Source organism: Bradyrhizobium sp. 190 (genome assembly GCF_023073415.1).
Classification (GTDB): Bacteria; Pseudomonadota; Alphaproteobacteria; order Rhizobiales; family Xanthobacteraceae; genus Bradyrhizobium.
Genome location: NZ_JADPJL010000060.1, coordinates 17,163 through 29,221, shown reverse-complemented (window position 1 = coordinate 29,221; position 12,059 = coordinate 17,163). Strand labels below are relative to the sequence as shown.

The 12,059-nt window shown below is 60.0% G+C and carries 9 protein-coding genes and 2 pseudogenes; 10 read left to right on the top strand and 1 reads right to left on the bottom strand.

Annotated elements, in window-relative coordinates; genetic code table 11:
* Positions 1-16: 16 nt before the first annotated feature.
* Genes IVB22_RS27530 through sctV form a run of 3 tightly spaced genes read left to right on the top strand, consistent with a single transcriptional unit; the run spans position 17 to position 3,103 of the window.
* Complete coding sequence (locus tag IVB22_RS27530) at positions 17-553, top strand: hypothetical protein (RefSeq protein WP_247520352.1); 537 nt, start codon at positions 17-19, stop codon at positions 551-553.
* 2 nt (positions 554-555) lie between these two features.
* Entirely contained in the window at positions 556-999 is a 444-nt protein-coding gene (locus IVB22_RS27525) for a M48 family metallopeptidase (RefSeq protein ID WP_247511864.1), read from the top strand.
* Positions 980-3,103 carry a type III secretion system export apparatus subunit SctV gene (sctV, locus tag IVB22_RS27520; protein WP_247520351.1) on the top strand — a complete coding sequence of 708 codons (2,124 nt, stop codon included), beginning with the start codon at positions 980-982 and terminating at the stop codon, positions 3,101-3,103. Before IVB22_RS27525 ends, sctV begins: the two co-directional genes overlap by 20 nt.
* A 185-nt stretch (positions 3,104-3,288) precedes the next feature.
* On the opposite strand, the gene IVB22_RS41700 is transcribed toward sctV, so the two are convergent.
* The gene (locus IVB22_RS41700; protein WP_308200467.1) at positions 3,289-4,080 is read right to left on the bottom strand and encodes a hypothetical protein; all 792 of its coding nucleotides are present in this window, start codon (positions 4,078-4,080) and stop codon (positions 3,289-3,291) included.
* A 2,330-nt stretch (positions 4,081-6,410) separates the two neighbouring features.
* Here IVB22_RS41700 and IVB22_RS27510 point away from each other — a divergent pair.
* From IVB22_RS27510 to IVB22_RS27480, 7 genes and pseudogenes are all read left to right on the top strand, one after another.
* Positions 6,411-6,584, top strand: a pseudogene (locus IVB22_RS27510) (HupU protein); the annotation flags it as partial.
* Positions 6,581-7,140, top strand: a pseudogene (locus tag IVB22_RS27505) (nickel-dependent hydrogenase large subunit); the annotation flags it as partial. The pseudogenes IVB22_RS27510 and IVB22_RS27505, both read left to right, overlap by 4 nt.
* A 289-nt stretch (positions 7,141-7,429) precedes the next feature.
* Entirely contained in the window at positions 7,430-8,521 is a 1,092-nt protein-coding gene (locus IVB22_RS27500; RefSeq protein WP_247511866.1) for a hydrogenase small subunit, read from the top strand.
* Positions 8,522-8,551: 30 nt separating this feature from the next.
* Positions 8,552-10,342 (top strand): nickel-dependent hydrogenase large subunit, encoded by a 1,791-nt coding sequence (locus IVB22_RS27495; protein WP_247520350.1) that lies wholly within the window; start codon positions 8,552-8,554, stop codon positions 10,340-10,342.
* A gap of 16 nt (positions 10,343-10,358) precedes the next feature.
* Positions 10,359-11,114, top strand: coding sequence for a Ni/Fe-hydrogenase, b-type cytochrome subunit (gene cybH, locus IVB22_RS27490; protein ID WP_247520349.1), 756 nt, complete (start codon positions 10,359-10,361; stop codon positions 11,112-11,114).
* 5 nt (positions 11,115-11,119) lie between these two features.
* Positions 11,120-11,704, top strand: a complete 585-nt coding sequence (locus IVB22_RS27485; RefSeq protein WP_247511869.1) for a HyaD/HybD family hydrogenase maturation endopeptidase — start codon at positions 11,120-11,122, stop codon at positions 11,702-11,704.
* Between the two features lie 25 nt (positions 11,705-11,729).
* Positions 11,730-12,026 (top strand): HypC/HybG/HupF family hydrogenase formation chaperone, encoded by a 297-nt coding sequence (locus tag IVB22_RS27480; RefSeq protein ID WP_247511870.1) that lies wholly within the window; start codon positions 11,730-11,732, stop codon positions 12,024-12,026.
* Positions 12,027-12,059 lie beyond the last annotated feature (33 nt).

Here is a 12,059-nt window from a genome sequence, read left to right as displayed (position 1 = left end):
GGATAAGGAGATCGTCATGTCAAAGGTGTCCCGCTACGATGTCGGGCCTGGCACTGCTTCGCAGAGACTCAGCGAGCACCATCATCAACCAGTGATAGGGCCGACCATCCAACCCAATAAAGGTGAGGCGGACGGTGCTCGTGCAAATGGCGAGAAGGAGCTGGCGTCGATCTGGGGCGAGCTGAACACGCGTTATATGCCGCTAGATGTAGCGATCGAAGCCGCATCGGAGGCCAAAGATATTGATGCAGTCGGGCGTGTCAGTCTCAACGAGATGCGCACTCGCATTTATGAGATCGAGCAACCCGCTGGGGTAGCATCGCTCTACGGGCGCGATATCGCGCACGATCTACTCTCCTTCGTCACTCCAAGCCTTCGTCATCCGGACATGCTGCGGGCAGAGCGGTATAGCATTGTTCTGGAACGTCTCGTCCATAAGCTGGCGGCCGCGCCTGCGGATTCGATGGCGGGGGACGGTATCGTCGTCCTACGGCAGGGACTGCACTGGCTAGCGCTGCTCCGCCAGAATCGGAATAGCTTGATCGAAGCCTAACAATGTTCAACTCCGATGGAGCGCAACGGACGACCAACATTTCCGAATCCGATAACGTCTCACTGAGTTCCGGGCAGGAGCGCGATTTGCTCTGTACACTTTCCTATCTTCACCTTGCATGTGGGCAGAGCGCAGAATGCGTGGCTCTTTTGCGACTCATCGTCGGCAACTACTCGCGAGATGTCGATCTATTACGGATTCTCGCCTATGCCCTCATCTTGGAAGGCCTCGGAGGTGAGGCGTTGCAGGTCCTAGATAGACTGAACACACTTGATGACGAACCCTCGGCGCGTATCTCTTTGATGCTGTTGCGTAGCCACGCCCTGCGGCGGGCCGGCCTCATAGACGAGGCGCTCGCCGCTTTCCAACGCTATGTCTCGTTGCGTGACAGCACTGGCCTGATCAATCAACGATCGGAAGGTCCCCATGACCAGCGTCCTGCGTAAGATCATTGCGCGCGCGTCGGCCAGCTCCGATTTGATGGTCGCGTTGATGCTGCTTCTGACGGTCGGCATGATGATCATGCCGATCCCGATAGTGGCGATCGATACGCTCGTCGGCTTCAATCTGGGCTTCGCCATATTGCTGCTGATGGTCGCTCTCTATATTAGCACTCCACTTGATTTCTCGTCCTTGCCAGGCGTCATTCTGATTTCCACGGTATTCCGTCTGGCGCTCACCGTCTCAACGACGCGGCTGATCTTGGCTGAGGGGGATGCGGGCAGCATCATTCGCACGTTCGGTGATTTCGTCATATCGGGAAATATCGTCGTCGGCATTGTCATATTTTTAGTCGTGACCATGGTGCAGTTCATCGTCGTGGCCAAGGGAGCTGAACGCGTGGCCGAGGTGGCGGCGCGGTTCACGCTCGATGCTCTGCCAGGCAAGCAGATGGGAATCGATGCGGAATTGCGCAATGGGCATATCGATCAGAACGAAGCCCGCAGCCGGCGCGCTACATTGGAGAAAGAAAGCCAGCTTTACGGGGCTATGGATGGCGCCATGAAATTCGTGAAGGGCGACGCCATCGCAGGATTGGTGGTTATCTGCGTCAACATGCTGGGCGGGATCACCATCGGCCTGCTCTCCAAGGGCATGTCTTTCGAGGCGGCGCTGCATCAATATACCCTGCTGACCATAGGTGATGCGTTAATCTCGCAAATTCCCTCGCTGCTGCTCTCGATTACAGCTGCGACAATCATCACTCGTGTAAATGGGGTTGTAAGGCTCAATCTTGGGACCGACATCGTTAACCAGCTCACAGCAAACTCGCACGCATTGCGGCTGTCTGCCTGCGTCCTCGTTGTAATGGGGGCTATTCCGGGTTTTCCGCTCCCTGTCTTTCTCGTCTTGGCTGCAGTCTTTGCGGCAGCGAGCTTTGCCGACGGTGGGACCCAAAGCGGCAAGAAAAGCGCTGATATCTCTCGCCCGGCTCCCACACAGTCTAACAAGGAAATCGTGCCTGCGGAGGCGCTTCCCGTCGCGTTGTTCCTTGCGTCAAGTCTGACACGGGCGATCGACAAAGAAGAATTGCAACAGCACATTGCACGCGTTTCGGGACTGATCTCGTCTGATCTCGGCATCACAATTCCGCGCATCCCCATCGAGGTCGACGAGCGCTTGCCAGACTTGCAGTACAGGGTGGATGTCGAGGGCGTGCCCGTCGAGCAGGAGTTAATTGATCCAACGCAGCTCCTACTGCACGACGATCCGGCCAACATTGAATTGAGTGGCATCCCGTTTCGGCATGACCGGGAGACGGATCAAATCTGGATTGAACAGAGCAATGCACCGGCTCTCAAAGCAGCCGGCATCGGGCACCACCGTCCCATTGAAATCCTGGCCTTGCGCGTCCATTCGGCGTTGACCCGCTATGCACAGTGCTTGGTGGGTATCCAGGAGACGCGCCAGTTGCTGGCCCGCATGGAGACGGAATATTCCGATCTGGTCAAGGAGGTGTTGCGTACGACGCCGATCCCTAAAGTAGCCGACGTCTTGCGGCGCCTCCTGGAGGAGGGTATTCCGATCCGGAACACACGACTGGTCTTGGAAGCATTGGCCGAATGGAGCGGACGTGAACAAAACGTCGTCTTGCTCACGGAACATGTTCGCTCCGGTCTGAGACGGCAAATCTGCCACCGGTATGCCAACGCACACCGCGTCGTGCCCGTCTTTATCATCGAACGTCAAACCGAGGATATCGTGCGCAGCGCGGTTCGAGAGACTGCCAAAGGACCCTACCTGGTTTTGAGCGACGAGCAAAGCGAGGCGCTGCTCTCAAAAATGCGTCAGATACATTCGAACGTAGTTCGGGGGCAGATCAAGCCCGTTATCCTTGCTTCGATGGATATACGACGCTTTGTCCGCGGCTTTCTCACCCGTAATGGGATCGATCTTGCTGTTCTATCCTATCAGGACCTTGCCTCGGACTTCACAATCCAGCCTGTTGGATCCATTACACTCGCAGCTGCAAAGGACGACAACGCCCCGTCCGAGGAACTCCGCAACACGCTCCTTGCAGCCGATTCACAGTCGCAACAGTCAATCTAAGAAGGACCGCATGAATTCACGTCGGAAGGCAGCGCGGTGGCGCTTGGGTTCATTTTGTCTGCTTTCGTGCTCGGCTCTCTTCGCCACTCTGGGGCTCTGCAGTTGCGCTAGCTGGGATAAACCAGCTCTTCAAATGCAGGAGACGCCGGCGCCAAAGTTGCTCGGTGCCAAAGATATCGATCCAGCTATGCGCGAACGCATTGAGTGCGCGATTGGCCGGACTCCTGACCAGGAGCTTTGCACGACGCGCTGAAGCAGAAAAGAAGATGAATGCAGCGGATCGGTCTTGCGTGTCGATGCGAAAGCGCTCGCATTGAGGTGCTCGTCAACGTCTGCCTGAACCTGTGACCTATATGCGAAGACAAATGCGTTAACCTCAACAACGTGGGACGCTTGGTGAGCCACAACCGCAATACAAGCAATCGCGACAGCGCGGGGTATATCCCGATCTCGCGTGACCAAATCACGTTGTCCGCGATATGGCGCAAGGTCGTGTCCCCGATGGTGGTGTAGCTCGGTAGAGCAAAGCTCCCCGGACGCGCGCTGACCTGATCGACGAACCACATCCGCGCCGTCGCAACGGTATGATCGACATTGCAGTGGGCGCTGCCATGATCGGCTGCAATGTCAAAGATCACCGGAGCTTGATCTGCCCCCGTGCCGCGCCGCCACAGCCGCACCGTGCGCGCATAGCCAGATGTCGTCGCCATATCCCGCCCATAAGAGCTCGACAGCACCAGCGTATCGGGATCAATCCATTCAGTGTCGCGCTTGGCTTCCGGCAACACGAAGCTATCGCGAGCAAACGCTTTCGCGTCGATGTCGAACTCACGCAAGGTGACAGCATCGCTGCCGCGCCGCGAGAGGCTCAGCATCGTGCGTCCATGAGCCCCGGGCAGCGAGGCCGTCGCATGCAGAAGCCAGTCTTCACCCTCGCTGATAGCGAGCTGCTCGATGTCGAGCAGAACTTCCCACAACGCGGCGTTCGAAATTCGTCCAGAGTGGTTCGTCGCCAGAGGCCGCGTGGATTGTTGGCGTCCTTCCAGAAATTGTAGAGATAGCCGCCACGGCGGCTAATATATACTGTCTGATCGATCGTAAATCGAGGCCAGCGCGTCCCGCTCCCGCTCGAATGCCGCTCCGCCAAACGTCTGCAAGGTCTTGTAATTCTGCCGCTTGATAAATCTCAGCGCCCGCGCGCTTTCGATCTGTTCCAATCACGAATATGGATCATCGTCTGGAGCCGAGAGCGAGGGCTTTCCAGCCCGCCACTTTGTCTTCGCTCTTGCTGTGATTGCAGTTCACTACCTCCAGTCCTGGCATTTAGGCGCACCGTGGGTATGGCATCCGCGGTGAAGCGCCGTCTCTCGTAAGTTTCTACAACCTGACGCGACGTGAGATGCAAGGCTAGTCCTTCGACGCGGATGTCGCACGGCATCACAGTTTTAGTGGTAATGACAATACGCGCGCGGTTGGAGCGATCCCAGCGGAGCTCGACTGAAGGATTGCGGCGATGGCCCTCGCGGGTCCATCTCTGCGACGCAGCCCATTTACACCGACGCGAGCGCCATGGTGCGGGATGCTGCGGATCTTCGCGGATATCACGTCGCAGAACCAGCCGACGTTTCGAGCGAACAGTACTTAGGTTCTTGGTAGTATTCGCCTGCGTGATCAAGGCAATCGTTTCCGTCATCAAAGTCTGGTCCTCCCTGCATGTGCATTCCGGTATTCGGCAAATGTGTGTTGTGTTCGATTCCGACGCGGTCGTGTTTCAATGCACGCTTGTGTGTCGCGAAAACGACATTCCCGAAGCGAGGCAGTGGCGGCGGTTTACAGATCGAAGGAAGTTCTGTCTTATTTTATATGCGATAAGTTTGGCCTCGGCGTGGGTGGTCACGCGGACGCCATGACATAGTGAACGAATCTCCATCACGTCAGCGAAAAGCTATCGCCAACCGTGCTACTGTGACGCCAGAAAGCCCGACCTTCCAGTTCAAATTAACAATTCGCGCTTCGCGGGCTCCTCCGTGCGACTACCACCTTTCACATCCGTAACAGCCATGACAGGATTTCTGCACTGTCAGCACGGCGAGACGAGTTAGGATCGTTGGATTGCTCTCACCCCGCGCGGCCAGAGTTAGAACCTTCTCGGCGAGGCAAGCCTTCAATGAAGACGTCCGCTTTGCTTCAGGCACCATCCGGACAGCATCCTCCAGAGCACCTCTCAGCACAGCATGCAGCTTGGTTTGAGGGGGTGGATATGACATGGCGCAAAATCCTGAAAACTTAGAATCTAACGATGAGGGCCCAGCATGTCCCAGCCTCCTGATGGTCCATCAAAACGTTTGATAACGATGTTTCGTTTTGAGGTGGCAGTCAGTGGCTCAGCTGTGCCCAAAACGAATACAATGACTAGGACCCGTTGAATGTGACAGTGGAGCTTCACAGACAGCTAAATTTTGTTCTGATCATTGCTGGGCGATCTCGACATTGACGCGACCGGAAAGTCGTGCGGCTTCGGCATTGCCGAAGGCATTCTGCCGTGGTGACGTCCAGATCAAGCTGAAGTGACGCCTGTGCTACGCGGCTTCGTCTTCGAGCCGGACGTGCAGTTGGTGTGTCCCGCGATTGAAGAGGAGTTCGGATCAGCCGAGGCCCGAACGGTCTCTACTGATGGGGCAAGCCACGTCTGTGCATACTATACTCTGGGCCAAGCCGCCGGCGATATGTGCCGGCCAAGGGCGCGTTGAGGGTGCGCTAGACACTGCCCGGTGGCGACATAGATGCGTCGGTTCGCGAGGACCTTGCCGATGAAGCGGCTGCCGCAGATCACAAGATCTAGGCCGATCCCGCTGAGGCCCAAGGCCGCGTTCCAACTTCTTATGAGCTTAAGGTGCCGCCCCTTTGCCTGTTTATTCGTTAGCGTCCGCTCGAAAACGGCTCGCCGCCTCTCGTGTGTAGAGCATAGCCGCCGCGCTCTGTTCGATCACTGAGGCGTCGGGGCAGGGTTTGCGGACGGCAGCACGGGCGTGGCGTGCGAACCGGAAACGAGTCGCGCCGGCGGCCACCGCTGCTTGGAATTCATCCAGGTGGTCGATGAGCCATTCCAACGTTTGTCCACGTGTCTGTTCGGAGTCGCCGTCGCTTTGCGCTGTTGGAATTCAGGCGTGCTCGCCAGCGAGGCGAAAACTGCACATATCGGGCCGATAAGCCAGCCCGGTCACGTGACTCCCTTGAAGATGATCTGTCGCGCCGAGGGAGGTCGCGCGGGAGCAAGTCGCTTCGCGTTTCACTGTGAAGAGAGACATCCGCAAAGCTTGCCGGCATTCCCGTCGGACTTCCGACCGACATGCCCAAGACCTGGTTCGTGGCGCTCGCGGCCCTGTCGAAGTCGGCGACGCTGCGGCGGGTGCGGCTGAATGCGACCGCGGACCGCGTGGTCGTGCCGCCCGGCCGTCCGACGGCCAAGCGCACGCCATGACGCGCATCACGATCGGTCCGCTCAACGCGTCGAGGGCGATCTCGAAGTTGGCCTCGATGTCGAGAGTGGGCGGGTCATGCGCGCGGAGGTGACGGCGCCGCCGTATCGCGGCTTCGAGCAGATCCTGGTGGGGCGTCCGCCCCTCGAGGCGCTGGCGCTGGCGCCGCGGATCTGCGGCATCTGCTCGGTCTCGCAGTCGGTCGCCGCGGCTGCCGCTCTTCGCGATGCGATGGCGGCCGAGGTCGCGCCGAACGGGATTCTCGCCACCAATCTCGCGCATGCGGCGGAGAATGCCGCAGATCATCTCACGCACTTCTACATCTTCTTCATGTCGGACTTCGCTCGCGAGGCCGTGCCGCGCACGCCTGGCATGAGAGAGGCACGGGACCGTTTCGCAGCGACGCGCGGCACTGCGGCACGCGATGTCTTGCCGGCGCGGGCGCGGCTGCTCGAACCCATGGGTATCTTCGCCGGGAAATGGCCGCATAGTCTGGCCTTCCAACCGGCGGATGTCGGCGGCCCGCTGGAGCAGGCGCTGATCGGCACCGATGTCCGCGACGCCGGCGCACGCTCGGTCGCCATCCAGCACGTCGTGCGCTCGTTCGATCCCTGGATGGTGTGCACCGCGCATTGAGTGGTCTGTCGCGCGGGGGGGGAAACTTCGTTGTCGCCTGAAATCGAATTGTTTCCGCTTTTCTCGGTCGGGGCATGCGCGCACCGCAATTCGAGCAATTCAAATCTGCAACAATTTGGTATCACTCTACTTTCCTTACGCTCCCAGTGCTTGGCCTGCTTCTTGCTTTCCTTGGCGTCATAGACAAGTCCAAGCCGAGGCGGGAGGATTCATGGGCGCGGCGACGGAAACGTTTTACAGCGTGATCAGGCGTCAAGGTATCACGCGTCGGAGCTTTCACAAATTTTGCAGCCTGACTGCGACGAGTCTCGGCCTCGGGCCGCTGGCGGCGAGCCGCATCGCGAACGCGCTCGAGACCAAGCCCCGCGTGCCGGTGATCTGGATGCACGGCCTCGAATGCACCTGCTGTTCCGAGAGCTTCATTCGTTCCGCGCACCCGCTGGTGAAGGATGCCGTGCTCTCGATGATCTCGCTCGACTATGACGACACCATCATGGCGGCCGCAGGCCACCAGGCGGAGGCGATCCTCGAAGAGACCCGCGCCAAGCACAAAGGGCAATACATTCTCGCGGTGGAAGGCAATCCGCCGCTGAACGAAGGCGGCATGTTCTGCATCGACGGCGGCAAGCCGTTCGTCGAGAAGCTGAAGATGATGGCGGAGGATGCGATGGCGATCATCGCCTGGGGCGCTTGCGCCTCGTGGGGCTGCGTGCAGGCGGCCAAGCCCAATCCGACGCAGGCGACGCCCATCGACAAGGTCATCGCCAACAAGCCGATCATCAAAGTGCCGGGATGCCCCCCGATCGCCGAAGTGATGACCGGCGTCGTCACCTTCATCATCACTTTCGGCAAATTGCCCGAGCTCGACCGTCAGGGCCGGCCGAAGATGTTTTACTCGCAGCGCATCCACGACAAGTGCTACCGGCGGCCGCATTTCGACGCCGGCCAATTCGTCGAGGAGTGGGACGACGAGGCGGCGCGCAAGGGCTATTGTCTCTACAAGATGGGCTGCAAGGGCCCGACCACCTACAACGCCTGCTCGACCGTGCGCTGGAATGGCGGCGTCTCCTTCCCGATCCAGTCGGGTCATGGCTGCATCGGCTGCTCGGAAGACGGATTCTGGGACAAGGGTTCGTTCTACGACCGTCTCACCAACATCAAGCAGTTCGGCATCGAGAAGAACGCCGACCAGATCGGCATGGTGGCGGCCGGAGCCGTCGGTGCGGCAGTCGCCGCGCATGCAGCGGTGACCGCGGTGAAGCGGCTCGCCGGCAAGCGCGAAGACGCGCACCACACCAGCTAAGCGCCAAAGAGATCCAAGGGTAAGAAAATCATGGGTATCCAGGCTCCCAACGGCTTCAATCTCGACAATTCCGGCAAGCGCATCGTCGTCGATCCGGTGACCCGTATCGAAGGTCACATGCGGGTCGAGGTCAATGTCGACGCCGACAACGTCATCCGAAACGCAGTCTCCACCGGCACGATGTGGCGCGGGATCGAGGTGATCCTGAAGAACCGCGATCCCCGCGACGCCTGGGCGTTCACGGAACGGATCTGCGGCGTCTGCACCGGCACGCACGCGCTGACGTCGGTGCGCGCGGTCGAGAACGCGCTCGGGATCACCATTCCGGAGAACGCCAATTCGATCCGCAATCTGATGCAGCTTGCCTTGCAGGTGCACGACCACGTCGTTCACTTCTATCACCTGCACGCGCTGGATTGGGTCGATGTGGTCTCCGCGCTTTCGGCCGACCCGCGGGCAACCTCGACGCTCGCGCAGTCGATCTCGAGCTGGCCGCTGTCGTCGCCAGGTTACTTCAAGGACCTGCAAACCCGTCTCAAGAAGTTCTTCGAGTCAGGGCAGTTGGGGCCCTTCAAAAACGGCTATTGGGGCAGCAAGGCCTACAAGCTGCCGCCTGAGGCCAATCTGATGGCGGTCGCGCACTATCTGGAGGCGCTCGATTTCCAGAAGGAGATCGTCAAGATCCACACCATCTTCGGCGGCAAGAATCCGCATCCGAACTGGCTCGTGGGCGGCGTGCCCTGTCCGATCAACGTCGACGGCACGGGCGCGGTCGGTGCCATCAACATCGAGCGCCTGAACCTGATCTCGTCGATCATCGATCGCCTGATCGAGTTCAACGAGCAGGTCTACCTGCCCGACGTGGCGGCGATCGGTTCGTTCTACAAGGACTGGCTCTACGGCGGCGGTCTTTCCGGCAAGAGCGTACTCTCTTATGGCGACGTGCCGGAACACGCCAACGACTACTCCTCCAAGACCCTGAAGCTGCCGCGGGGCGCCATCATAAACGGCAATCTCTCGGAGGTGCTTCCCGTCGATCATGCCAACCCCGATGAGATCCAGGAGTTCGTGGTTCACTCCTGGTACAAATATCCCGACGAAACCAAGGGACTGCATCCCTGGGACGGCGTGACCGAGCCGAACTACGTGCTGGGGCCCAATGCGAAAGGCACCAAGACCGCGATCGAGCAGCTCGATGAGGATGGAAAATATTCATGGATCAAGGCGCCGCGCTGGCGGGGTCACGCCATGGAGGTCGGCCCGCTGGCGCGTTGGGTGGTGGGCTATGCGCAGAACAAGGCCGAGTTCAAGGATCCTGTCGACAAGTTCCTGAAGGATATGAACCTTCCGCTGTCGGCGCTATTCTCGACGCTCGGTCGCACGACGGCGCGCGCGATGGAGTCGGTCTGGGCCGGACGACAAATGCGCTACTTCCAGGACAAGCTCGTCGCCAACATCAAGGCCGGCGACAGCTCGACCGCGAACGTCGACAAGTGGAAGCCGGAGAGCTGGCCGAAGGAGGCCAAGGGGTTTGGCTTCACCGAGGCGCCGCGCGGCGCGCTCGCGCACTGGATCAAGATCAAGGAAACCAAGATCGACAACTACCAGTGCGTGGTGCCGACCACCTGGAACGGCTCACCGCGCGATCGGCAAGGGAACATCGGTGCATTCGAGGCCTCGCTGATGAACACCCCGATGGTCAATCCCGAGCAGCCTTTGGAGATCCTGCGCACGATCCATTCCTTCGATCCGTGCCTGGCCTGCTCCACGCATGTCATGAGTCCGGACGGCCAGGAAATGGCCAGCGTCAAGATCAGGTGAAGCAGGGGGAAACGCCATGATGGATGTAGCTGCACGTCCGGCGGAAGCCGAGCCGGACCTCTCCGCGATAGCGGCCGATGCGGCCGGCGAACACGGGGTCGGCCGTCCCGCCGTCTATGTCTACGAAGCGCCGGTGCGGATCTGCCATTGGGTGAACGCGTTCTCGATCATCGTGCTGATGGTGACCGGTTATCTGATCGGAACGCCATTGCCGTCGGTCGAGGGCGAGGCCTCGGCGAACTTCGTGATGGGCTATATCCGCTTTGCCCATTTCGCGGCGGGGCAGGTGCTGGCGGTGTTCTTCCTTGCCCGCATTCTGTGGGCCTTCGTCGGAAATCACCATTCCCGGCAGATTTTCTATCTGCCGGTGCATCGCAAGCACTTCTGGAAGGAAGTGCTGCATGAAATCCGCTGGTATGCGTTCCTGGAGCACGAGCCGAAGATGTATGTCGGCCACAACCCGCTGGCGCGGACCGCGATGTTCACGGGCTTCACGCTGTTCGTGGCGTTCATGATTGTTACCGGCTTTGCGCTCTATTCGGAAGGTGCGGACATCGACAGTTGGCAGCACAAGCTGTTCGGCTGGGTGTTCGCGATCTGGCCGAACAGCCAGGACGTTCACACCTGGCATCATCTCGGCATGTGGGCGCTGGTCGCGTTCGTGATGGTGCACATCTACGCCGCGGTCCGTGAGGACATCATGTCGCGCCAGAGCATCATCTCCTCGATGATCTCCGGCGAGCGGCATTCCGCGACTGAGAAACTGGAATGATACCGATGCCGACATCTTCGCAAGCAAACCGCATCCTGGTGCTCGGCATCGGCAACATCCTGTGGGCCGACGAAGGCTTTGGCGTGCGCGCGGTGGAGGAATTCCACCGCCGCTACGCCGTGCCCGACAACGTCACCATTCTCGACGGCGGCACGCAGGGGCTCTACCTCGTGAACTACCTGGAGGATGCGGATCGTTTGATCGTGTTCGACGCGATCGACTATGGGCTCGAGCCCGGGCAGTTGAAGCTCGTTCGCGACGACGAGGTGCCACGTTTCACCGGCGCCAAGAAGATGAGCTTGCACCAGACCGGCTTCCAGGAGGTCATCAGCGCGGCCGACCTGCTTGGCCGTTGTCCGCGACATCTCGTATTGATCGGCTGCCAGCCGCTCGACCTCGAGGATTGGGGTGGGCCGCTGACGAAGCCGGTGCGCGATCAGATCGCGCCGGCGCTCGAGCTTGGTTGCGAGATCCTGGCCGAATGGGGCGCCGAGGTGATGCCGCGCACCGCGCCGTTGACAGAATCGGAGCGGCTGCTCGCCAACGACATCGATCAACAGCATTACGAGGTGAGGGGGCGGCCGGCCTGACCGGCTGCACCGTCGGAGATCCGCCATGTGCCTCGGCTTGCCGATGACGATCGTTGAGACTGACGGGATATCGGCGCTGTGCGAGTTCCGAGGCGAGCAGCGGCGCGTTTCGATGCTGCTGCTCTCGAACCCGCCGGCCGGTGCCAGGGTGCTGGTCTTTATCGACACCGCGGTTCGGCTTCTGCATGAGGCCGAGGCGCGCCTGATCGGCGCCGCGATCGACGGTCTGGGCGCAGCGATCAATGGCGAGGATTGCGATCGCTTCTTCGCCGACCTCATTGACCGCGAGCCGCAACTGCCCGAGCATCTCCGGCTTGATTAGGGCGGCAGCCCGCTCCGCGAGAGCCCGCGTCCT

Excerpts from the sequence above, each read along its gene's own strand:
- IVB22_RS27500 (WP_247511866.1), top strand. The coding sequence starts at position 7,430 with ATGGGCGCGGCGACGGAAACGTTTTACAGCGTGATCAGGCGTCAAGGT.
- IVB22_RS27480 (WP_247511870.1), top strand. The coding sequence starts at position 11,730 with ATGTGCCTCGGCTTGCCGATGACGATCGTTGAGACTGACGGGATATCG.
- IVB22_RS27530 (WP_247520352.1), top strand. The coding sequence starts at position 17 with ATGTCAAAGGTGTCCCGCTACGATGTCGGGCCTGGCACTGCTTCGCAG.
- IVB22_RS27495 (WP_247520350.1), top strand. The coding sequence starts at position 8,552 with ATGGGTATCCAGGCTCCCAACGGCTTCAATCTCGACAATTCCGGCAAG.
- cybH (WP_247520349.1), top strand. The coding sequence starts at position 10,359 with ATGATGGATGTAGCTGCACGTCCGGCGGAAGCCGAGCCGGACCTCTCC.
- sctV (WP_247520351.1), top strand. The coding sequence starts at position 980 with ATGACCAGCGTCCTGCGTAAGATCATTGCGCGCGCGTCGGCCAGCTCC.
- IVB22_RS27525 (WP_247511864.1), top strand. The coding sequence starts at position 556 with ATGTTCAACTCCGATGGAGCGCAACGGACGACCAACATTTCCGAATCC.
- IVB22_RS27485 (WP_247511869.1), top strand. The coding sequence starts at position 11,120 with ATGCCGACATCTTCGCAAGCAAACCGCATCCTGGTGCTCGGCATCGGC.